The sequence below is a fragment of the Rhizobium sp. NPDC092011 genome (genome assembly GCF_044756305.1).
Taxonomy (GTDB): Bacteria; Pseudomonadota; Alphaproteobacteria; order Rhizobiales; family Rhizobiaceae; genus Rhizobium.
This window is the reverse complement of record NZ_JBIVSO010000001.1, coordinates 520,982-541,318: the sequence shown is the minus strand read 5'-3', so window position 1 is coordinate 541,318 and position 20,337 is coordinate 520,982. Positions and strand designations below refer to the sequence as shown.

The following is a 20,337-nucleotide window of genomic DNA, read 5'->3' as shown; positions in this document are numbered from 1 at the left end:
GTTGCCTGCGCCCTCAGAAATCCGGAAATTCGACGAGCTTGGGCGGGCTGTCGCAGGCGGGTCATGCCGTGCTCGGGATCGCTGCACTGGTCGCAAGATCGGTCTCGATGAAAATGCACGATCTATCGGCGGTCTGCAGCAGTGTGTCCGCAACGCTGCCATAGGAAAGGCCGCCGCTTGCTCTCTTGCTGACGCCAAGAACGATCAGATTGTATTTGCCGCTACGGGCGTGACGAAGGATGGATAATTCTGGCGACGGTCCCTGCTGGACCACTTTTTCGACGTCTACCCCGTAGTAATCAGCGATCGCGCCGACCTTCTTGAGGATATCCTGTTGATCGTTGCCTTGATCGCTGATGCGGGGGATGGCTCTGACCTGCCGCGGCTCGACGATCAGCAGCAGAGCACAATGGGCGCCCGCTGCCTTGGCGATCGCCAGGCCGAATTCCGCCGCACGAATGGAACGTTCCGTGCCGCTGACAGGCAACAGAATCCGCAGTTGGTTGGGATGGTCCGGAAGGGAGCCTCGGGCCGTCACGATAGCGGTCGTTCCCTGAAAGGCGGAGGTCATGATGTGCAGGGATGCGCTGAAACGGCCTTCCTCGTTCATGGAGGGCTCTATGCCTGCGAATAGAAGATCGTGGCCAGTGCCGGATACGTCGGCGAGCACTTTTTCCAGGCTGTCGTCCTTCTCCCGAATGGTGACATGGATATCGCCCTCACTCGCCAGGTCGTGTTCGGGCGGGGCCGCGGCGAGCAGTTCAGTCGCGCATTGCCGTAGATCGTCGGCGAAGGCTCGTGCTTGCGACGTCGCCGTTAGTGTCGTCGTCTCAGGATCCTTTTTCATGTCGTCGAACTTCTGTACGTCCAGAACGGTGACCGGCATCTTGCGCGCCAGAGCGAAGAATGCCGCGATCCAGGTGGCAAGGCGGCTGCTTTGCGAACCATCGACCGCCAGCAGGATGCGCTCGAAGTTTGCAAGGAAGCTTTCCTTTTCGAACTGTTCGCGCTCAAGCCTGTCGCGCTCTTCCTCTCGCAATGGCAGGCGCGCCAACGCCCAACGAAGCGTCGGCGGCATGGCCATCGTTGTAATGACCGCCATCGCGACGATGACGGAGAAGAGCTTCTCGTCGAGGACGCCGACGGATAGGCCGATGGTCGCGACGATCACCTCGGTCGATCCTCTGGCGTTCATGCCGCAACCGAGCGCCAGAGCCTCCGATCCGGAATAGCCGCCGAACTTGGCGGCGGCAAAGGCACCGCCGAATTTGCCAATGCTTGCGATGACAACGACAGCCGCAGTCAGCAATAGGATCGAGGGATCGGCAAGCACGGTCAGATCGGTTTGCAGGCCAGTCAACCCGAAGAAGACGGGCATGAACAGCGCAGTCGTCAATCCTCGAAGCTGCACGTCGATCTGACGCGTCAGAATCGGAGATTCGCCGACCAGAATGCCTGCGACGAATGCGCCGAGCACCGTATGGACGCCGATCAGGTTGGTGATGATCGCCATCCCGCCCATGATCGCGATAATCGCACTCAGCACCGGCAGGTCACTGCGGAAATTGTCATTGGTCCAGCGGATGATTTCGAAGACGATTCGACGGCCGATGGTGAAGCTGACGGCCATGAAAGCGAGCGTGCCGATCACGCTGGTCGCCAGCGTGGTAAAATCGACCATGCCTTTTTCGGCGAGCCCGAAGGTTATGGCGATAATCACCCACCCCACCGTATCGTCGATGATGGCGGAAGCGACGATCAGCTGGCCGATGTTCCGGCGCATGAAGTCCATCTCGCGCACCACGGAGGCGACGATCTTCACAGAGGAGATGGAAAGCGCGGTGCCCAGGAAGAGGGAGGTGACCAACCGCTTCTGGGGATCGGGAATCAAGGAGTCGGGAATGAGCTCCCCCAGAGCGAAGCCCGCAGCGAAGGGAATGACGATGCCTGTCAGCGATACGCCAGCCGCGGATTTGCGCAGCCGCTTCGCCAGTCCCAGGTCGGTCTCCATGCCGGCGAGCAGCAGAAGAAAAAGGATACCGAGCTGACCGACCGCATCGGACATGCTTTTTTGAGCCTCGTTCGATGGAAAGAGGCTCGCTTGCGCGTGCGGGAAAATCAGGCCGAAAAGAGAGGGACCGAGAATGATGCCGGCGATGATCTGGCCCATGATCGACGGCTGGCCGATGCGCACCATCAATTCACCGAGCAATCTGCCCGATACGACAAGCAGGACGATCTGAATCAGAAACAGCCCTTCCGAGGGATGGCTGGCCTTTTGTCCCTCCGCTGCGAAGGCGCTTTGAGCAATCGACAGCGACAGGATGATGGCAATAACAATAATAAGGAAGTTCGACGAAAATGATTTTATGCAATTCTGGCGTGACGACATGGATCGATCCCACTGACTAGTAGGAAAACGCATCAAAGCCGTTGCCGTTCCCGATCACATCGGCAATTGCCGCCTTATTTGGTTTGCCGTGCGAATGCAGTGGCAAAGCTGGTCCGCCGCGGTGTGGGCGGCGGACCATGGTCGATAGAAACGGTCACACCCGCTCCAGCGCGATGGCAATGCCCTGACCGACGCCAATGCACATGGTCGAGAGCGAATAGCGCCCGCCAGTTTCCTTGAGCTCGAGTGCCGCCGTACCGGTGATGCGAGCGCCGGACATGCCGAGCGGATGGCCGAGCGCGATCGCGCCGCCGTTGCGATTGACGCGGGCGTCATCATCGGCAATGCCGAGTTCGCGCAGCACGGCAAGCCCCTGCGAGGCGAAGGCCTCGTTGAGTTCGATGACGTCGAACTGCTCCTGACGCAGGCCGAGCCGGGCCATGAGCTTGCGCGAGGCCGGAACCGGGCCGATGCCCATGATGCGCGGAGGCACACCGGCCGCCGCGCCGCCCAGAATGCGGGCGATCGGCGTCAGGCCGTATTTCTTCGCGGCTGCTTCTGAAGCGATGATGAGGGCTGCGGCACCATCGTTGACGCCGGAGGCGTTACCGGCCGTCACTGTGCCGCCTTCCTTCTTGAAGGGAGTGCCGAGCTTGGCAAGCGCTTCGATCGTTGTGGCGCGGGGATGCTCGTCCTTGCCGACGACGATAGGATCGCCCTTGCGCTGCGGGATGGTGACCGGGGTGATTTCCTTGGCGAGGCGGCCGTTTTCCTGCGCTGCGGCAGCCTTTGCCTGCGAGCGAACGGCGAAGGCGTCCTGGTCTTCGCGTGTGACCTTATAGTCTTCCGCGACGTTTTCGCCCGTCTCCGGCATGGAGTCGACGCCATACTGCTTCTTCATCACGGGGTTGATGAAGCGCCAGCCGATGGTGGTGTCATAGATCTCGGCGTTGCGCGAAAAAGCGCTTTCGGCCTTGGGAAGCACGAAGGGCGCGCGCGACATGCTCTCGACGCCGCCGGCAATCATGATGTCTGCTTCGCCGGCGCGGATGGCGCGGGCGGCTGCGATGATGGCGTCCATACCGGAGCCGCACAGGCGATTGATCGTCGTGCCGGCCGCGGAAATGGGCAGACCGGCAAGCAGGGTCGCCATACGCGCGACGTTGCGATTGTCCTCGCCTGCCTGGTTGGCGCAGCCATAGATCACGTCGTCGATGGCTTCCCAGTCGACCGAACCGTTACGCTCGATCAGTGCCTTCAGCGGCACGGCGCCGAGGTCATCGGCGCGAACGGAAGAAAGCGATCCGCCAAAGCGGCCGATCGGGGTGCGAATATAGTCACAGATAAAGGCTTCGGTCATCAGGCTGCCTCATGGGCTTTCTTGGTGCGCGCGTTGATATCGCGCAGGACGGATAGTTCGGTTTCGGTTGGCGGGGGCGTCTCGATCACCTCATCGGCAAACTTGATCGCCCAGCCGCAATTCTCTTTTATCTGCTCAGGGGTTACACCTTTGTGGATCGACACGACAGTCAATTCCTTGGTGGTCGGATCAGGTTCGAGAACACAGAGATCGGTAATAACGCGAGTCGGACCTTTCGTCTTCATGCCCAAGCGTTCGCGGTGATTGCCGCCCTCGCCATGACCCATCGAGGTGATGAAGGGCAGCTTCTCGACGAAGCCGCGCTTGGAGAGCGCCATGGTGATGAAGATCTGGCCGCAGTTGCTGGCAATTTCCGGTGCGCCGCCGCCGCCGGGCAGGCGGACCTTCGGGTGATCGTAAGGGCCGACGACCGTCGTGTTCAGATTGGCGAACCTGTCGATCTGCGCGCCGCCGAGGAAGCCGGTGGTGATGCGGCCGCCCTGCAGCCAGTAGCGAAACATTTCCGGCACGGAAACGGTGAAAAGCGCGGTGTCGCAAAGCTCGCCGTCGCCGATCGAGAGCGGCAGCACGTCGGGCTTGGTGCCGACAGTGCCGCTTTCGTAGATGAGGGTGATGTCCGGCGCATGGGTGAGCCGCGCGACGTTGCAGGCGGCAGATGGCGCGCCGATGCCGACGAAGCAGACGTCGTCATTCGTCAGCGCGCGGGCGGCGGCAATCGTCATCATTTCTGTGGGCGTAAAATCGCTCATCTTGACCTCCTTACGCCGATTTGACCGGCTGCTTGCCGGCATGTTTGGCAAAGTCCTCGGGACCGGCCTTCATCACGTGCTCATCGATCCAGGCCTGGAAGCTATCGCGATCGCGGGCGATTTCGTCCCAGGCGATATAGAAGGCGTTGGAGCGCTTGTAGTAGCCCTGCGCGTAGGAAGGGAAGGCTCCGCCCGGCACGGCTGCGACCGCTGTGACCGCCCAGGTCGGCAAGACGACGGAATTGGGCGACGACGGCTTCAGCTCGTCGACAATTTCCTCGACCGTGACGATCGAGCGCTTGGCGGCGAGTACCGCTTCCTTCTGGACGCCGACGATGCCCTCCAGCAGCACGTTGCCCTTTCGGTCGGCACGTAGCGCATGGATGATGGAAACGTCCGGCCTGATGGCAGGAACGGCGGCGAGAACTTCGCCGGTGAAGGGGCAGGTGACGCTTTTGATGTTCGGATTGACCTTGGGCAGATCGGCGCCGATATAGCCGCGCAGCATGGCAAATGGCAGGTTCGCCGCGCCCGCTTCATAGGCATTGGCCATGGCGGCATGGGAATGTTCCTCGATCTCGAGAGGGCGAGGCCATTGGTTCTCGACAGCATCGCGGAAGCGATGGAGGGAGCCGACGCCGGGATTGCCGCCCCAGGAAAATTTCATGCCTCGCGCTGCACCGACGCCGATCAGCTGGTCATAGAGAATGTCCGGCGTCATGCGGATCAGGAAGAGGTCCTTCTTGCCCTGACGGATGACTTCGTGGCCGGCGGCGTAGGGAATGAGGTGGGTGAATCCCTCCATGGCGACGGTGTCGCCATCCCGCACATTCTCCGCCACCGCCTGCGAGAGCGATAGGATCTTCGCCATAGGGTCTCCTCGACAAATGCTGTTCGTGTGGCCGCCAATAAGCGCCTTCGGCTTGGGGTCGTCAACGAGTTTGTGCGTTATTTGACATTTGTTCATATATCGCACAAAATGAATGCGATTTTGGGGATGCGATATGCGCGAAACAGATTTCGTCAGTGGGTTTGCCAAGGGATTGAAAGTCATCGAAGCCTTCGGCGAGACGCGGCAGCGCCTGACGATTGCAGAGGCGTCGAAGCTGACGGGGCTTGACCGCGCGACGGTGCGCCGCTCGCTGCTGACGCTCTCGGAGCTCGGCTATGCCGTCTATGATGGAAAGTTCTTCACCTTGACGCCGAAGGTCTTGCGGCTCGGCCATGCCTATCTGGCGGCAACGCCCCTGCCGATCATCATCCAGCCGCATCTCGACCTGCTCTCCGAACGGGCCGGGCAGAATGCCTCGGCTTCGGTGCTCGACGGAACGGAAGTCGTCTATATCGCCCGCGCCTCGCAACGGCGGGTGATGTCGATCAACCTGACGCCGGGCAGCCGCCTTCCGGCGTTCTGCGCCTCGATGGGCCGCGTCCTTCTTGCCGCCTTGCCGGAAGGCGAGGCGCGCCTGGTGCTTGAAAGGACCGACCTCAAGGCCAACACGCCGAATACCAAGACCGATCCTGAAGAGCTGATGGCGGAGTTTCGCCGGGTGAGGGAGCAGGGTTACGCCCTCATCAATCAGGAACTGGAAATCGGCCTCTGCTCCATCGCCGTGCCAGTCGAAAACGATCGCGGGCAGACCGTTGCAGCAATCAATATCGGCGCACCGGCCGCCTATGTTGCTGCGGCCGAAATGGTGGAACGCTTTTTACCGCTGTTGCAGGAGACACAGAAGGCGCTGCGGGTGGTACTGCCGTGATCTTTTGAGGCTTACGGGGCCATCCTCGTCCTTCGAGGCTGCGCACCTCAGGATGAGGATGAAGCTGCCCGGTGATTCCCCGCCCTTTGCAGTCTCTTGAGCGAGGCGAGAAGATTGGTCCTCATGGTGAGGAGGCCCAAGGGGTCGTCTCGAACCACAAGGGCGGGTGGCTAGCTAGATTTTTGACCCGCTCCAAGGCGCCATGCTCAGACCCCAAGTCTCCCGCGCTCCTCGATGCGCCAGGTGCGGGGCGTCTGGCCGGTCTGCTTGGCAAAGAAGCGAGAGAAATAGGCTGGATCGGCAAAGCCGAGGCGATAGCTGATTTCCTGAACGGTCGCGAAGGTGAAGACCAGCTCGCGCTTGGCTTCGTCCAGCAGCTTGCGCGTGATCAGCTCGTGGGCGCCATGCCCTGTCCGGCTGCGCACGATGCGACTGAGATGGGCGAGTGAAATACCCAAACTCTCGGCATAGAATGCGGCTGGTTTATGAGAGCGGAAGTGGCGTTGGATGAGGCCCTGCAGCATCTCCATCCGGCGCTCGGTTTCATCGTCCGGATTGGTGGTTTCATCGGTTTTTCGGGCGATCCGTGCTGTCAGCAGCAATGCTGTTGTCAGATAGGCTTCGAGAAGATCGGTACGGCCGTTGCGCTGGCTGGCGAACTCTTCTCCCAGGCGCCTCAATGTGCTGGCGACGTGGGCTGCATCTTCGTCGCCCGGATTCAACAGCGTCAGATGCGGTTCGGCAAGCCATGCGCCGAGCCGGCTGCGATCGCCTGGAGAGGCCCTCAGATGCGAGATCAGTACCGTGATGACGAAGCCGTCTATGTCTCGTGAGAACCGGAATCCGTGGTTGAGATGCGGCGGCACCGTAATGACGGCGGGTGGTGCGATCGCATGCGCAACACCGTCGAAGATTGCGTCACCGGATCCGGCGTCTATGTACAAGATCTGAAAGAAACTCTCGTGCCGATGCGGGCGGATTTCCCAATGATGGAGGCTGCTGCGGGACGGGATAGTTTCGCAATGGAGCCAAAAATCCGGCTTTTGGCCGGTATTCTCACCGTAGAGCTCGTAGGTCGGTACGTTCCTGGTCATGGCTTACCTCTTCGGTCATGCTCGATTTGTGCAATTTCATGACCGAAATGTCCATTGCGGATCGGCCGCGCGCCGAACAGACTTGAGAGGAACTAGAGCAGTTCCAGCAAAAGTGCGTAGCGGTTTTGCGTCCGGAACTGCGTAAAGGCAAAGAGATGGGGCATGCCGCAGCATTCCTTTGGGATGCAAATGCTCTAGCACGCATGGGAGGATGAGATGCGCACGCAAGTCGCCATTATCGGATCGGGGCCGTCCGGGCTGCTGCTCGGTCAGCTGTTGACGGAGGCCGGCATCGACAATGTCATTCTCGATCGCGTCGGCAAAGACTACATTCTCGGACGCGTGCGCGCCGGCGTTCTGGAGGAAGGTACCGTTCGGCTGCTGGACGAGGCGAAGTCGAGCGCCCGGTTACATGCGGAAGGCTTGCCGCATGATGGTTTCTCGCTCGCCTTCGACGGTCGTGACCACCGTATCGACCTTCATGGTCTCACCGGCGGCAAGCGGGTCGTCATCTACGGCCAGACGGAGATGACCCGCGACCTGATGGCCCGTCGCGAGGAAAGCGCCGCACCAACCATCTACAGTGCGGCCAATGTCGAGCCGCACGGCTTCGATGGCGACGCGCCCTATCTGACCTACGAGAAGGACGGCGTTTCCCATCGCATCGATTGCGATTTCATTGCCGGCTGCGACGGATTTCACGGCGTCAGCCGCAAATCGGTTCCGGATAAGGCGGTGCGCAGCTTCGAGAAGGTCTATCCCTTCGGCTGGCTCGGCTTGCTGGCCGAGGTGGCGCCGGTCAATCACGAGCTGATCTATGCCAACCATCCGCGTGGCTTTGCCCTCTGCTCCATGCGCTCGATGACGCGCAGCCGTTATTACATCCAGTGTCCGCTCGACGAGAAAGTGGAGGATTGGAGCGACGATCGCTTCTGGGATGAGTTGCGCCGTCGGCTGCCAAACCATCATGCCGAGGCACTCATCACAGCCCCGTCTTTCGAAAAATCGATCGCGCCGCTGCGCTCCTTTGTGGCAGAACCCATGCGCTTCGGTCGCCTTTTCCTCGTTGGCGATGCCGCCCATATCGTGCCGCCGACGGGTGCCAAGGGGCTCAATCTGGCGGCGAGCGACGTCCATTATCTGTTCTCAGGTCTTCTTGAGCATTATCAGGATCGCTCGAACGCCGGGGTGGATGCCTATTCCGCGCGCGCGCTTGCCCGGGTCTGGAAAGCAGTCCGCTTCTCATGGTGGATGACGACGATGATGCATCGCTTTCCCGATACCAGCGATTTCGATCAGAAGATCCAGGAAGCCGAACTCGATTATCTCACCCATTCGCGTGCCGCATCGACCGCGCTGGCCGAGAACTATGTCGGCCTGCCGTTGTGAAACTTATCTCGATTTCTTAGCCTTTAGTCCCTCAATTGACAGGTAAGTGTGCTGAAATATAGCATTCAGGCATGATTAGGCGGTGGCACCTCATTGCAGAGTATATTCGACAGTCGCGGAAGCATTTCCGAGATGAAAGACTCGCTTCTGCGATGAAGGGCATCGAAATTCTTGCCGATTTCATTGCCAGCAATTCGTTACGCCATGTATTGTTTGGCTGGATATCAATGTACGATCTTTGCATCAAGGAAACCAGCATTGATCCATGCTACTCGGGTGCCCACCTTAGAATTTCACCGCTTTCCTCCGGTTTTGTCGAGTTTCGGTATCTCGATACGACGATAAGAGAACGACAATGGGCTCGTCTGGAATCGCCGGAGTGCGTTATTGAAAGGCTTCGTTCTTTCCTTGAGCAAATTCATTGGAACACCATTCCTCTCGTTGATCTAGAAAGCTCGCGCTATCAAGATTACTTCTTCCCGCAGTCTATTGAGACTAATCAAAGTAGGAAATTATAGTTCCAAGTTTTCAGGTGGTTACGCATTTTAATTAGACGGATATTGAGTGATTTACATTATCAATAATTTATAATTTAAAAATACTTTATAATCGTGATTGTGTACTGATTTTTGTCTCAAATCTTCCGAGCGACCTCACTTGCCGCTTCCCGAATGGTTTGCATCAAGATCGACAAAGGCAAGGTGGGAATGGCGTCGGTGCGAACGGTCAAGCCCACCGGCCCCTTCGTCTCGCTGGTGTCGATCGGCAGCAGCGCCAGCAGCCCGTCTTCGACATCGCCGGCAACGACGCCGGCCGAGATGATCCAGATAGCGTCGCTCGATCGCACGAAGGCGCGGCCGAAAGAGTCCGAAACGGTTTCGATCTGGTTGGGCACGCCGCCCGCGCCATTGGCGATCAGAAAGCTTTCGACAAACGGACGGATGATCGAACCGCGCGTTGGCATCAGGATCGTGTAGCGGTTGAGATCGGAAAACAGCGATTGCTTGTTTGATAATAACGGGTGGCCGGCTCGCACCGCGAAGACCACTTGTTCGGAGTAGAGATGTTCGAAGGAAAAGCCCGCCATGTTTTCCGGACTGGCAAGTCGCCCGACGACGAGATCGAGATCGCCGACGCGCAACTGCTCCAGCAGCACGGCGTTTTCGCCGGTCACGATCTTGATGCGGCTCCAGGTTTCCTCCCGCAGAAACAGATCCATCGCTCGCGGCATTATCCGTGTGGAAACAGTCGGCAGAGCGCCGACACGGATGGGCGGCGCTTCGCCGGAGCGCTCCTGCGACACGGAATCAAGACCCTGCCTCAGCGCCGTCAGCGCCGCACCTGCGTGGCGCAGGAAGACTTCGCCGTAGCGGGTAATGCGAATGCCGCGTCCGTCGCGTTCGAAGACGGCAACGCCGAGCGCCTCCTCCAGTTCGCGGATCGTCTTCGTCACCGCCGGCTGGCTGATATTCAGCAGTCCCGCCGCCTTGATCACGCTTTTCTGGCGCGCAACCTCGACAAAGGTTTGCAGATGGCGGAATTTAATGCGTGCGTCGAGCATCCCTATTCATAACCATTGAGTTATCGTAGGGCAAAGAAATATCATTTTACCTAACCAGATTATACATCCAATCTCGCGCCCGAGGAGATTTCCAGTGCAGTTTGCCCGCATCAACGACGTCACGATCCATTACCAGATCATTGGTGGCCCCGGCGACAAGCCGGTGCTTGTCTTTGCCAATTCGCTCGGTACCGATTTCCGGATCTGGCGCGATGTGATCGTGCGGCTCGCCGGCGATTTCGCCATTGTGCTTTACGATAAGCGCGGCCATGGCCTCTCCGATCTCGGTCAGATGCCCTATTCCATCGAGGATCATGCGACAGACCTTGCCGGCCTGCTCGATTTTCTCTCTGTGAAGAATGCCATCATTTGCGGTCTTTCGGTTGGCGGGCTGGTTGCCCAGTCGCTCTATCAGCGTCGCCCGGATCTGGTGCGGGCGCTGATCCTTTGCGACACTGCCCACAAGATCGGCACGGCCGAAAGCTGGAATGCCCGCATCGCGGCAGTAGAGGCTGAAGGCATCGAATCCATCGTCGATGCGATTATGGAGCGCTGGTTCACGCCTGCCTTTCGCCGTCCGGAAAACATCGCCTACGCCGGCTATTGCAACATGCTGATCCGGCAACCGGTTGAAGGTTATGCCGCAACCTGCGCCGCGCTTCGCGACGCCGATCTGACCGAGGCCGCCGCAAAGATCGCCGTGCCGACCATTTGCATCGTCGGCGATCAGGACGGTTCGACGCCGCCGGAGCTGGTGCTCTCGACGGCAAAACTTATTCCGAATGCGCGCTATGAAGTCATCAAGGACGCCGGCCATATTCCCTGCGTCGAACAACCCGAGGCGTTGACCGAAGTCATCCGTGCCTTCATCGACGTCGTCCTGCGTGGAGAACAAGCCCCATGAATGACCCCACCACGCCGTCCGAGCGTTACCAGCAGGGCATGGCGACCCGCCGCGCCGTGCTGGGCGACGGCCATGTCGATCGTGCCCAGCACGGCGTCACCGAGTTCGATCGGCCTTTCCAGGAGCTGATCACCGAGGCCGCCTGGGGACATGTCTGGTCGCGCCCGACGCTCAGCTGGCGTGAACGGTCCATCGTTACGATCGCGCTGCTGGCGGCGCTCGGTCAGGATGACGAGGTGGCCATGCATGTGCGCGCGACGCGCAATACAGGCGCGACGCGCGACGACGTTTGCGAAGCGCTTCTGCATGTGGCGATCTATGCCGGCGTGCCGGCGGCAAACCATGCGATCAAGATCGCCAAGCAGGTTTTCGAACAGATGGACGCCGAAGAAGCGGCATGAAGCGAGGCAGACATGTCCGACAGAAGCAATAGCAAGCCCGAGACGGGCGCCTTTTTCGCCAGAGACCGGGCCTGGCATCCGCCGGCATTTTCGCCTGGATACAAGACTTCCGTGCTGCGCTCGCCACAACGCGCATTGCTTTCGCTCGACGGCACGATTTCGGAGATTACCGGGCCGGTTTTCGGCCATTCGATACTGAATGAGCTGGACAACGACCTGATCCACAATTTTGCCAGGGCGGGCGAAAGCGCCATCGGCGAGCGGATCATCGTTCACGGCCGCGTACTCGACGAGCGTGGCCGGCCGGTGCCCGGTGTTTTGCTCGAATTCTGGCAGGCCAATGCCGGTGGGCGTTATCGCCACAAGAAGGAAACCTATCTCGCTGCCATCGATCCGAATTTCGGCGGTTGCGGCCGTGCCATTACCGACGACGAAGGCCGTTATGCTTTCCGTACCATCCGCCCCGGCGCCTATCCCTGGCCGAATGGCGTCAATGATTGGCGGCCGGCTCATATCCACTTCTCGGTGTTCGGGCATGGCTTTGCCCAGCGGCTGATCACGCAGATGTATTTCGAGGGTGACCCGATGATCTGGAAATGTCCGATCGTCGGGACGATCCCCGACAAGCAGGCGGTCGAGCAGCTGATCGCACCACTCGACTGGGGTAACACGATTCCGATGGATGCCCGCGCTTATAAATTCGATATCGTGCTGCGCGGTCGCCGTTCGACCCTGTTCGAAAACCGGCTGGAGGGCAATTGATGGTACAGGAACTCGGCTATCTCAAGGAAACGCCGTCACAGACGGCCGGCCCCTACGTTCATATCGGCCTCACGCCGAACTATAGCGAGATCGTCGGCGTCTATGAGGCCGATCTCGGCTCCACGATGGTCAACGACAAGACGCTCGGGGAGCGCATAACAATCACGGGCAGGGTAATCGATGGCGCGGGCGCGCCAGTCAGGGATGCCGTTCTGGAGATCTGGCAGGCAGACAGCGCAGGGCTTTACAACAGCCCCTCGGAGCTGCGTGGCACCGCCGATCCGAATTTTACCGGCTGGGGACGCTGCCCGACCAACTCGGCTGACGGCGTTTTCCGTTTTGAGACCATCAAGCCGGGCCGTGCGCCCTTCAAGGACGGCCGCAAGATGGCGCCGCACATCACCTTCTGGATCGTGGCGCGCGGTATCAATATCGGTCTGCACACACGCATGTATTTCCCGGAGGAGACTGCCGCAAACGCCGAAGACCCCTTGCTCGCGCGCATCGAACATAAGGATCGCGTCGCAACGATGATTGGCGTGAAGGAAGGCTCCACCTACACCTTCGATGTCCATTTGCAGGGCGACAAGGAAACGGTTTTCCTCGATATATAGGCCATGAGCGTTTCTCCCTTCGACCACCCGTTCCTGTCCGGCCTCCTCGGTGACACGGAGATCGCGGACTATTTTTCGGCCAGCGCCGATATTCGATCCATGCTTGTCTTCGAAGCGGCACTTGCCGAGGTCGAGGGGCGGCAGGGGCTGATTCCGCCTGATGCGGCCAAGCGGATCGCCGACGTCTGCAAAAGCTTCGAACCGGATCTGGAGAGCTTGAAGACTGCAACTGCGTCTGATGGCGTCGTCGTGCCCGATCTTGTCAGGCAGCTGCGCAAGGCGGTCGGTGGAGATGCAAGTGGCCATGTCCACTTCGGCGCCACCAGCCAGGACGTCATCGACACCGGCCTGATGCTGCGGCTGAAAGCAGTTGCGTTTGTCCTCAGCGGCCGTCTCTTTGCCGTATCATCAGCGCTTTCCAAACTGGAAAAGCAATTCGGATCGAACAGACTGATGGGTCGCACCCGGATGCAGGCGGCGATTCCGATCACGGTGTCGGATCGGCTGCTGGCGTGGCGCCATCCACTCGATCAATATCGCGATCGGCTGACGCAGGAGAGCTTTCCGCTGCAATTCGGCGGTGCCGCCGGCACGCTCGAAAAGCTCGGGCCGCAAGCGGCTGCAATCAGAGGCTTGCTGGCGCAGGCTCTCGGGCTGACGGACGAACCGCAATGGCAAAGCCAGAGGGCACGCATCGCCGAACTTGCGGGATTGCTGTCCATGATTTCGGGTAGTCTCGGCAAGATCGGCCAGGATGTCGCGCTTCTGGCGCAGGCCGGCGATGAGATCGAGCTTGTTGGCGGCGGCGGTTCCTCGGCCATGCCGCACAAGCAGAACCCGGTCGCGGCCGAAGTGCTGGTTACGCTTGCCCGCTTCAATGCTGTTCAGCTTTCGGGCATTCACCAGTCGCTCGTGCACGAACAGGAACGCTCCGGGGCTGCCTGGACGTTGGAATGGTTGTTATTGCCGCCTATGGTGATGGCGACGGCGGCATCGCTGCGCCATGCACTGCAACTCGTCGGCATGATCAAGCGCCTGGGAGCGGCGAAAGGATAGGAAGTCGCCGATATTCATAACCGTATAGGTATGGATGGAAGGCTTTATTTCATTTTACATTACCATTTCCTATGGGAAATTGGTGGTGATCAAGTTTTAAACGATCAAGGGCGGTACGAAAAACGGCTGCCGGGAGGAGAAAAATGAAACGGTTTATCTTGGCCGCCATCGCGGCTGTTGCTCTTGGCGGTGCTGCCTATGCCGACACGATCAAGGTTGGCGTCATCGGACCTTTCTCCGGTCCGTTCGCGCTGCAGGGCAAGAATTTCAAGGCCGGTATCGACGCCTATATGGCGCTCAACGGCAAGAAGATCGGCAATGACGACGTCGAGGTGATCTACCGCGACGTGCCGCAGGCCGATCCTGCGCAGTCGAAGGCGCTGGCTCAGGAACTCGTCGTCAAGGAGAAGGTTCAGTATCTCGCCGGCTTCTATTTCACGCCGGACGCGATGGCCGTGACGCCGATCCTCAAGCAGGCCAATGTGCCGATGGTCATCTTCAATGCCGCGACCTCGGCAATCGTCACCAAGAGCCCGCTGGTCGTGCGCACCTCCTTCACCACCTGGCAGACCTCGACGCCGATCGCCAAGGTTGCCTATGACGCCGGCGTGAAGAAGGTCATCTCCGTCGTCAGCGATTACGGCCCGGGCGTCGATGCCGAAAATGCCTTCAAGGCCGGCTTCGAGAAGCAGGGTGGTCAGGTGGTGCAGGCGATCCGCATGCCGCTGTCGACCAACGACTTCAGCCCGATCATGCAGCGCATCAAGGATTCCGGCGCGCAGGGCGTCTTCGCCTTCCTGCCATCCGGCCCGACGACGCTCGGCTTCGTCAAGGCCTACAATGAGAATGGCCTGAAGGCCGGTGGTATCAAGCTGTTTGCCCCCGGCGACCTCACTCAGGAATCCGATCTGCCGGCGCTCGGCGATGCCGCACTCGGCATGCAGACGACCTTCCATTATGCGATTTCGCATGACTCAGCCGAAAACAAGGCATTCGTCGCCGCCGCCGATAAGGCGATCGGCAATCCTGCAGAATTGACCTTCCCCGCAGTCGGTGCTTTCGACGGCATGCATGTCATCTACAAGATGATCGAGGCGACCGGCGGCAAGCAGGATGCGCAGAAGGCTGTCGATGCCGTCAAGGGTCTGTCCTGGGTCAGCCCGCGTGGTCCGGTCACCATCGATGCGGAAAGCCGCCATATCACGCAGAACATCTATCTGCGCGAAGTCACCAAGGGTGACGACGGCAAGTACTACAACAAGGAAATCCAGACATTCGAGAAGCAGGGCGATCCCGGCCTTGCTGCTGCGAAGTAAAGCGCTCCCGTGAGGTCACCCGCTTGAGCGGAAAACTCCGCTCAAGCGGGTGACGACAGAGACGCTTCAACAACCGGACCAGCGATTTCAATGCAAACCGTGCTCAGCATAGCAGTCGATGCCCTCGCTTACGGCATGGTGCTGTTCGTCATCTCCATTGGCCTCTCCGTCACCATGGGGCTGATGCGCGTCGTCAACCTCGCGCATGGCGCCTTCGCCATGATCGGTGGCTACATCGCCTCCTATGCGGCGCGCGATCTCGGTCTGGGCTATGGTGCGGCCGTGCTCTTGGCCTTAGTCGGCACGGTCATTATCTCCATCCCGATCGAGCGTCTGCTTTATCGGCGTATCTACGGGGCGCCGGAGCTGACGCAGGTGCTGATGACGATCGGCATCACCTTCTGCATAATCGGCATCGCCAATTACGTCTTCGGTCCGACGCTGAAGACCATACCGCTGCCGGGCGAACTGCAAGGCTCGGTCGATCTCGGCTTCCGCACCATCGGCACGCATCGCATCTTCGCGATCGTCTGCGGCCTGATCGTCGCTCTGGCACTGTGGTTCACGATCGAGAAGACGTCGTTCGGCGTCAAGCTGCGCGCCTCCGTCGACAATGCCTCGATGGCGGCGGCTCTCGGCGTGCGTACCGAAATCGTCTACGCCGTCAGCTTTGCCATTGCCGTTGGGCTTGCGGCTTTCGGGGGTGTCGTCGGCGCTGAACTGCTGCCTGTCGAACCCTATTATGCCTTGCGCTACATGATGACTTTTCTGGTCGTTGTCTCGGTCGGCGGTGCGGGCTCCATTTCCGGCGCGCTGCTTGCCTGCCTCATCCTCGGCTGCATCGACACAACAGGCCGTTACCTCATGCCCGAATATGGCGAGTTTTTCTTCTATCTGGCCGTCATCGCCATCGTCTGCGTCTTCCCGCGCGGCTTTGCCGGGAGGATGAAGTAAGATGGCGCTGACGACCCTGGAAAGAGAGGCCATTCCTGCCGTGACCAGACATCGTACTCTTGGACGGGATGTGATTGCGGTTGCCGTGATCGCGGCGTTGGCTGCGATCGGCTACATTCTGTTTCCCGACAACCTCGCTCTTCTGACGCGTCTGATCGCGATTGCCCTGCTGGTCCTGTCGCTTGATCTCGTCACCGGCTATTGTGGCGTGGCGACGCTCGGCCATGCCGCCCTTTTCGGCGCCGGCGCCTACGCCGCCGGCATTGCGTCGGCGCACTACGGCATCAACGATCCTCTCCTGATGACACTTGCCGGCGTACTGGGTGGCGCGGTTGCAGGATTGGTCTGCTCCATCGTTATCCTGCGTGCGCATGGCCTACCGCAGCTCGTTCTTTCGATCGCGCTGATCTATCTCTTCCACGAGTTCGCCAACAAGGCTTCGAGCTGGACCGGTGGCAGCGACGGCCTGTCCGGCATCGCCCCGGATCCGCTGTTTGGCAGCTTTGAATTCGATCTCTACGGACATACGGCCTACGTCTATGCGGTCGCCCTGCTGCTGATCGTGCTTGTGTTGCTGCGCATTCTCGTGCGCTCTCCGTTCGGCATGCTTTGCCGCGGCATCCGGCAGGATCCCTTGCGCATTCGCGCGATGGGTGCTTCGCCGAAGACCGCGCTGATCAAGATGTACGTCATTTCGGGCGCGGTTGCCGGCATCGGCGGCGCTTTGAACGCGATCTCGACGCAGGTCGTCGGCCTCGACAGCCTGTCGTTCACGCAATCGGCCGAGGCCCTTGTCATGCTCGTGCTCGGCGGTACAGGCTCCCTATTCGGGGCACTTGTCGGCACCCTGATTTTCATGCTGTTCGAGGATTATGTTTCCGCTGCCAATCCTTTCCATTGGTTGACCATCGTCGGCGCGCTGCTGATCCTCGTGGTTCTCTTTGCGCCGAAGGGCATTTATGGCACCGCCGTCGCCTATGTGGCTCGCCGCCGGGAGGCGCGGTCATGAGCGCGATTTTCGAGGTCGACAATCTCAGGAAAGCTTTCGGCGGGCTGACCGTCACCAATGGTGTCACCCTGTCGATGGCGCCGGGCGACCGTGTCGCCTTGATCGGGCCGAACGGCGCCGGCAAGACCAGCTTCGTCAATCTCGTCACGGGCAATCTGCCGGCTGACTCAGGCGAGGTTCGCATTGCCGGGCAAAACGTCAACAAGGTCGATGCCATCGGCCGCGTCAGGCGCGGCCTGGTGCGGTCGTTCCAGGTGACGCGACTGTTTCAGGACATGACCCCCGCCGAGCATGTCGGCATGGCGGTGTTGCAGCGGACGGGCCGCTTCGGCCGCATGTTCGGCAATTTTCTCGCCATGCGTGATGTCATGGAGGAAACGGACGAGCTGCTCGGTACGCTCGGCCTTGCCGGGTTGGCGCATCGCAGGGTCAGCGAGATTGCCTATGGCCAGCAGCGGCTGCTCGAAATTGCCGTCGCCATGGCCTTGAAGCCGAAAATATTGCTGCTTGACGAACCGGCCGCGGGCGTACCGCAAAGCGATACTGGCCGGATCGAGAAGGCGCTCGCCGATCTGCCTGCCGATCTCGCCGTGTTGATGATCGAGCACGACATGGATCTGGTCTTCCGCTTCGCCAAGCGCGTCGTCGTGCTGGCGGCCGGCACGATCATCTTCGACGGTTCGCCGAAAGACGTGACACAGGATGCGCGTGTGCGCGAAGCCTATCTTGGGAGCTACGCCAATGCCGGCCACGCCGCTTGAAGTCGAAAATCTGTCGGCCGGTTATGGCCCGACGCGCGTGCTGGAAGGCGTCTCCTTCTCGGTGCCGGCCGGCGGCCGGCTTGCCGTGCTCGGTCGCAATGGCATGGGCAAGAGCACGCTGCTTGCCACCCTTGCCGGCCAGACGCGCCGCTACGAGGGCCGAATCCGGCTGGGCTCGGCGGAGATTGCGGGACTGCCGAGCGCGAAACGCGCCCATCAGGGTCTCGGCTATGTGCCGCAGACGCGCGATGTCTTCCCGACGCTGACGGTGGAGGAAAACCTCTCCGTTGGGCTGAAGGGGCGGCCGAAAAGCGCTCTGCAGGAAGCCTATGATATGTTCCCGCGCCTGAATGAGCGCCGCCGGAATCTCGGTGGCCAGCTTTCCGGCGGCGAGCAGCAGATGCTTTCAACCGCCCGCACGATCCTCGGGCGCCCCTCGGTCCTGCTTCTGGACGAACCCTTGGAGGGGCTCGCTCCCGTCATTTGTGAGGAGTTGATGGCGGCTTTCGCAAAGCTCGCCGAAACCGGAGACATGACCATTCTTCTCGTGGAGCAGCGTATTCAAAGTGCGCTCGACTTTGCCAGCGACGTCATCATTCTCGAGCGCGGGCGGCTTGCCTGGAGAGGCACTCCCGAGGCGCTTGCCGCAGACCATCAGGTCGTGGAGCGGCTGCTCGGTGTCGGTGGCCTTCATTAGCGCCACGAAGCGCCTCGCGGAGAGGCGTCCGAAACGCGGCTATTCACAAACAGGTTGACGCTGTTGCAGGCCGGTGCCTATCGTTCCTTTCCGGATCGCAACGGGAAGGCATATGGCGCAGCCTGGATCGTTGCCGGCTGGAAACATGTCGTACATGTCAGTGTGGCTGCTTGCGATGACCACACATGCAAAGTCGAGGGCCTGAAGCGCAAAGCGTTTTCGGGGAAAACTTATCCTTACATCGTTGGAGGAAGAGATGCCTGACAAACCTGCAATCGTATTGGTTCATGGCTTCTGGGGCGGGGCGGCCCATTGGTCGAAAGCGATCCTCGAACTCAATCGGCTTGGCTATGGCAATTTGCACGCGGTCGAAAACCCGCTGACATCGCTTGCCGATGATGCCGAGCGCACTCGCAAGATGGTCAAGCAAATAGCCGGGCCGGTCGTTCTTGTCGGCCATTCCTACGGGGGCAAAGTCATCACCGAGGCCGGCGATCTGCCGAATGTGAAAGCCTTGGTCTATGTGGCCGCATTCGCACCCGACGCCGGAGAGAGTGCCGGTGGTATAAGCCAGGCAAAACCGCCGGCCGCCTTCGAGAACATTGCGCCCGATAGCGACGGCTATCTTTGGATCAAGCCGGACAAGTTTCACGAGAGCTTTTGCCAGGATCTGACGGCAGACGAGGCGCTCGTCATGGCCGTAAGCCAGAAGGCGCCGCTTGGCAGCACGTTCGGCGACGTCGTGTCTGCTCCCGCCTGGAAGAAAAAACCAAGCTACTATCAGGTTTCCAAGGCCGATCGGATGATCCATCCGGACAACGAAAGGATGATGGCGGCGCGCATGAACCCGGTGAAGCAGATCGAGCTGGATGCAAGCCATGCCTCCCTTGCTTCACACCCGGGCGAGATCGCCGCTTTGATTGTCGAGGCTGCCAAAAGCTGATGTGAATTCCACATGGCAGCGCGGTTCCGGAATGGTGCGATGCGCTGCATGGGCAATTGCGGTGTCCGCTCCGCTTATCACGAGAGTTCCGCCTGCTCGATTTAAAAAGGGGTGCGACATGGACCGGTACACCGGTGGTTGCCTATGCGGCAAAGTGAGATTTGTAGCGTCGGGGCGCCCATATCGAGTGGGCATTTGTCATTGTCTCGATTGCCGCAAGTTTCACGGCGCGCTGTTTCACGCGTCCGCGATATTCTCTCAAGATGCTGTGGCGATCGAAGGCGAGACGCGCAACTATGCCGGCCGGTTCTTCTGTCCTCATTGCGGCTCGTCCGTCTTTTCACGAAGCGCAGATGAAATCGAAATCAATCTCGGGTCGCTCGATGCTCCGGATCGGCTGATGCCGACCTACGAGCTCTGGACCATTCGCCGGGAAGCGTGGCTGCCGGCGTTTCCGCTCGCGAGGCGATATGAGCGCGATCGTGAGGCGGCGGGCCGCTCGGAGGATTAGGGCGCACTCGGACAAAGGATTATACCGACAAAAGCTGTCGACGGTGTCCGACGTCGGGAAATCATATTGACGACAAAACGTTG

21 protein-coding genes are annotated in these 20,337 nt (G+C 60.1%); 15 read left to right on the top strand and 6 right to left on the bottom strand.

Annotated features, from left to right (window positions below):
* Positions 1 to 61: 61 nt before the first annotated feature.
* From ACIQJ2_RS02715 to ACIQJ2_RS02700, 4 genes are all read right to left on the bottom strand, one after another.
* A complete protein-coding gene (locus ACIQJ2_RS02715) occupies positions 62 to 2,392 on the bottom strand; it encodes a cation:proton antiporter (protein WP_400665931.1) in 2,331 nt (776 codons plus the stop codon).
* Positions 2,393 to 2,546: 154 nt separating this feature from the next.
* Positions 2,547 to 3,752: a 3-oxoadipyl-CoA thiolase gene (pcaF, locus tag ACIQJ2_RS02710; RefSeq protein ID WP_400665933.1), complete on the bottom strand. Its 1,206-nt coding sequence runs from the start codon at positions 3,750 to 3,752 to the stop codon at positions 2,547 to 2,549.
* The gene (locus ACIQJ2_RS02705) at positions 3,752 to 4,522 is read right to left on the bottom strand and encodes a CoA-transferase subunit beta (RefSeq protein ID WP_400665935.1); all 771 of its coding nucleotides are present in this window, start codon (positions 4,520 to 4,522) and stop codon (positions 3,752 to 3,754) included. The genes pcaF and ACIQJ2_RS02705 overlap by 1 nt, the downstream gene beginning before the upstream one ends.
* Before the next feature lie 10 nt (positions 4,523 to 4,532).
* Positions 4,533 to 5,393: a CoA transferase subunit A gene (locus tag ACIQJ2_RS02700; protein ID WP_199145639.1), complete on the bottom strand. Its 861-nt coding sequence runs from the start codon at positions 5,391 to 5,393 to the stop codon at positions 4,533 to 4,535.
* A gap of 133 nt (positions 5,394 to 5,526) precedes the next feature.
* Between ACIQJ2_RS02700 and ACIQJ2_RS02695 the strand changes: the two genes are divergently transcribed.
* Complete coding sequence (locus tag ACIQJ2_RS02695) at positions 5,527 to 6,282, top strand: IclR family transcriptional regulator (RefSeq protein WP_400665937.1); 756 nt, start codon at positions 5,527 to 5,529, stop codon at positions 6,280 to 6,282.
* A 206-nt stretch (positions 6,283 to 6,488) separates the two neighbouring features.
* Here ACIQJ2_RS02695 and ACIQJ2_RS02690 read toward each other — a convergent pair whose 3' ends face one another.
* A complete protein-coding gene (locus ACIQJ2_RS02690; RefSeq protein WP_400665939.1) occupies positions 6,489 to 7,376 on the bottom strand; it encodes a helix-turn-helix domain-containing protein in 888 nt (295 codons plus the stop codon).
* Between the two features lie 216 nt (positions 7,377 to 7,592).
* Between ACIQJ2_RS02690 and pobA the strand changes: the two genes are divergently transcribed.
* Together pobA and ACIQJ2_RS02680 are read left to right on the top strand one after the other, a co-directional pair.
* On the top strand, positions 7,593 to 8,765 hold the full coding sequence (pobA, locus tag ACIQJ2_RS02685) for a 4-hydroxybenzoate 3-monooxygenase (RefSeq protein ID WP_400665941.1): 1,173 nt from the start codon (positions 7,593 to 7,595) through the stop codon (positions 8,763 to 8,765).
* A gap of 152 nt (positions 8,766 to 8,917) precedes the next feature.
* Positions 8,918 to 9,283: a hypothetical protein gene (locus ACIQJ2_RS02680; RefSeq protein ID WP_400665943.1), complete on the top strand. Its 366-nt coding sequence runs from the start codon at positions 8,918 to 8,920 to the stop codon at positions 9,281 to 9,283.
* 116 nt (positions 9,284 to 9,399) lie between these two features.
* On the opposite strand, the gene pcaQ is transcribed toward ACIQJ2_RS02680, so the two are convergent.
* Positions 9,400 to 10,326 (bottom strand): pca operon transcription factor PcaQ, encoded by a 927-nt coding sequence (gene pcaQ, locus ACIQJ2_RS02675; protein ID WP_400665945.1) that lies wholly within the window; start codon positions 10,324 to 10,326, stop codon positions 9,400 to 9,402.
* A gap of 94 nt (positions 10,327 to 10,420) precedes the next feature.
* On the opposite strand from pcaQ, the gene pcaD reads away from it, so the two are divergent.
* The 12 genes from pcaD (at position 10,421) to ACIQJ2_RS02615 (ending at position 20,254) form a co-directional block, all read left to right on the top strand.
* Positions 10,421 to 11,230, top strand: coding sequence for a 3-oxoadipate enol-lactonase (gene pcaD, locus ACIQJ2_RS02670; protein WP_400665947.1), 810 nt, complete (start codon positions 10,421 to 10,423; stop codon positions 11,228 to 11,230).
* Positions 11,227 to 11,631: a 4-carboxymuconolactone decarboxylase gene (gene pcaC, locus ACIQJ2_RS02665; protein WP_184703385.1), complete on the top strand. Its 405-nt coding sequence runs from the start codon at positions 11,227 to 11,229 to the stop codon at positions 11,629 to 11,631. Before pcaD ends, pcaC begins: the two co-directional genes overlap by 4 nt.
* A 12-nt stretch (positions 11,632 to 11,643) precedes the next feature.
* Positions 11,644 to 12,393 (top strand): protocatechuate 3,4-dioxygenase subunit beta, encoded by a 750-nt coding sequence (gene pcaH, locus ACIQJ2_RS02660; RefSeq protein ID WP_199145655.1) that lies wholly within the window; start codon positions 11,644 to 11,646, stop codon positions 12,391 to 12,393.
* Positions 12,393 to 13,007 carry a protocatechuate 3,4-dioxygenase subunit alpha gene (gene pcaG / locus ACIQJ2_RS02655; protein WP_400665950.1) on the top strand — a complete coding sequence of 205 codons (615 nt, stop codon included), beginning with the start codon at positions 12,393 to 12,395 and terminating at the stop codon, positions 13,005 to 13,007. The genes pcaH and pcaG overlap by 1 nt, the downstream gene beginning before the upstream one ends.
* A gap of 3 nt (positions 13,008 to 13,010) precedes the next feature.
* Positions 13,011 to 14,063, top strand: coding sequence for a 3-carboxy-cis,cis-muconate cycloisomerase (locus tag ACIQJ2_RS02650; protein WP_400665952.1), 1,053 nt, complete (start codon positions 13,011 to 13,013; stop codon positions 14,061 to 14,063).
* Positions 14,064 to 14,206: 143 nt separating this feature from the next.
* Positions 14,207 to 15,379: an ABC transporter substrate-binding protein gene (locus ACIQJ2_RS02645; protein ID WP_400665954.1), complete on the top strand. Its 1,173-nt coding sequence runs from the start codon at positions 14,207 to 14,209 to the stop codon at positions 15,377 to 15,379.
* Between the two features lie 90 nt (positions 15,380 to 15,469).
* The gene (locus tag ACIQJ2_RS02640) at positions 15,470 to 16,333 is read left to right on the top strand and encodes a branched-chain amino acid ABC transporter permease (protein ID WP_400665956.1); all 864 of its coding nucleotides are present in this window, start codon (positions 15,470 to 15,472) and stop codon (positions 16,331 to 16,333) included.
* Between the two features lies 1 nt (position 16,334).
* Entirely contained in the window at positions 16,335 to 17,342 is a 1,008-nt protein-coding gene (locus ACIQJ2_RS02635; protein ID WP_400665958.1) for a branched-chain amino acid ABC transporter permease, read from the top strand.
* Entirely contained in the window at positions 17,339 to 18,103 is a 765-nt protein-coding gene (locus ACIQJ2_RS02630) for an ABC transporter ATP-binding protein (protein ID WP_184703378.1), read from the top strand. Before ACIQJ2_RS02635 ends, ACIQJ2_RS02630 begins: the two co-directional genes overlap by 4 nt.
* Complete coding sequence (locus tag ACIQJ2_RS02625; RefSeq protein ID WP_400665962.1) at positions 18,084 to 18,800, top strand: ABC transporter ATP-binding protein; 717 nt, start codon at positions 18,084 to 18,086, stop codon at positions 18,798 to 18,800. Before ACIQJ2_RS02630 ends, ACIQJ2_RS02625 begins: the two co-directional genes overlap by 20 nt.
* 256 nt (positions 18,801 to 19,056) lie before the next feature.
* Positions 19,057 to 19,743, top strand: coding sequence for an alpha/beta hydrolase (locus tag ACIQJ2_RS02620; protein ID WP_400665964.1), 687 nt, complete (start codon positions 19,057 to 19,059; stop codon positions 19,741 to 19,743).
* A 118-nt stretch (positions 19,744 to 19,861) separates the two neighbouring features.
* On the top strand, positions 19,862 to 20,254 hold the full coding sequence (locus ACIQJ2_RS02615; protein WP_400665966.1) for a GFA family protein: 393 nt from the start codon (positions 19,862 to 19,864) through the stop codon (positions 20,252 to 20,254).
* The last annotated feature ends 83 nt before the right edge of the window (positions 20,255 to 20,337 follow it).

Excerpts from the sequence above, each read along its gene's own strand:
- ACIQJ2_RS02715 (WP_400665931.1), bottom strand. The coding sequence starts at position 2,392 with ATGTCGTCACGCCAGAATTGCATAAAATCATTTTCGTCGAACTTCCTT.
- pcaF (WP_400665933.1), bottom strand. The coding sequence starts at position 3,752 with ATGACCGAAGCCTTTATCTGTGACTATATTCGCACCCCGATCGGCCGC.
- ACIQJ2_RS02705 (WP_400665935.1), bottom strand. The coding sequence starts at position 4,522 with ATGAGCGATTTTACGCCCACAGAAATGATGACGATTGCCGCCGCCCGC.
- ACIQJ2_RS02700 (WP_199145639.1), bottom strand. The coding sequence starts at position 5,393 with ATGGCGAAGATCCTATCGCTCTCGCAGGCGGTGGCGGAGAATGTGCGG.
- ACIQJ2_RS02695 (WP_400665937.1), top strand. The coding sequence starts at position 5,527 with ATGCGCGAAACAGATTTCGTCAGTGGGTTTGCCAAGGGATTGAAAGTC.
- ACIQJ2_RS02690 (WP_400665939.1), bottom strand. The coding sequence starts at position 7,376 with ATGACCAGGAACGTACCGACCTACGAGCTCTACGGTGAGAATACCGGC.
- pobA (WP_400665941.1), top strand. The coding sequence starts at position 7,593 with ATGCGCACGCAAGTCGCCATTATCGGATCGGGGCCGTCCGGGCTGCTG.
- ACIQJ2_RS02680 (WP_400665943.1), top strand. The coding sequence starts at position 8,918 with ATGAAGGGCATCGAAATTCTTGCCGATTTCATTGCCAGCAATTCGTTA.
- pcaQ (WP_400665945.1), bottom strand. The coding sequence starts at position 10,326 with ATGCTCGACGCACGCATTAAATTCCGCCATCTGCAAACCTTTGTCGAG.
- pcaC (WP_184703385.1), top strand. The coding sequence starts at position 11,227 with ATGAATGACCCCACCACGCCGTCCGAGCGTTACCAGCAGGGCATGGCG.
- pcaH (WP_199145655.1), top strand. The coding sequence starts at position 11,644 with ATGTCCGACAGAAGCAATAGCAAGCCCGAGACGGGCGCCTTTTTCGCC.
- pcaG (WP_400665950.1), top strand. The coding sequence starts at position 12,393 with ATGGTACAGGAACTCGGCTATCTCAAGGAAACGCCGTCACAGACGGCC.
- ACIQJ2_RS02650 (WP_400665952.1), top strand. The coding sequence starts at position 13,011 with ATGAGCGTTTCTCCCTTCGACCACCCGTTCCTGTCCGGCCTCCTCGGT.
- ACIQJ2_RS02645 (WP_400665954.1), top strand. The coding sequence starts at position 14,207 with ATGAAACGGTTTATCTTGGCCGCCATCGCGGCTGTTGCTCTTGGCGGT.
- ACIQJ2_RS02640 (WP_400665956.1), top strand. The coding sequence starts at position 15,470 with ATGCAAACCGTGCTCAGCATAGCAGTCGATGCCCTCGCTTACGGCATG.
- ACIQJ2_RS02635 (WP_400665958.1), top strand. The coding sequence starts at position 16,335 with ATGGCGCTGACGACCCTGGAAAGAGAGGCCATTCCTGCCGTGACCAGA.
- ACIQJ2_RS02630 (WP_184703378.1), top strand. The coding sequence starts at position 17,339 with ATGAGCGCGATTTTCGAGGTCGACAATCTCAGGAAAGCTTTCGGCGGG.
- ACIQJ2_RS02625 (WP_400665962.1), top strand. The coding sequence starts at position 18,084 with ATGCCGGCCACGCCGCTTGAAGTCGAAAATCTGTCGGCCGGTTATGGC.
- ACIQJ2_RS02620 (WP_400665964.1), top strand. The coding sequence starts at position 19,057 with ATGCCTGACAAACCTGCAATCGTATTGGTTCATGGCTTCTGGGGCGGG.
- ACIQJ2_RS02615 (WP_400665966.1), top strand. The coding sequence starts at position 19,862 with ATGGACCGGTACACCGGTGGTTGCCTATGCGGCAAAGTGAGATTTGTA.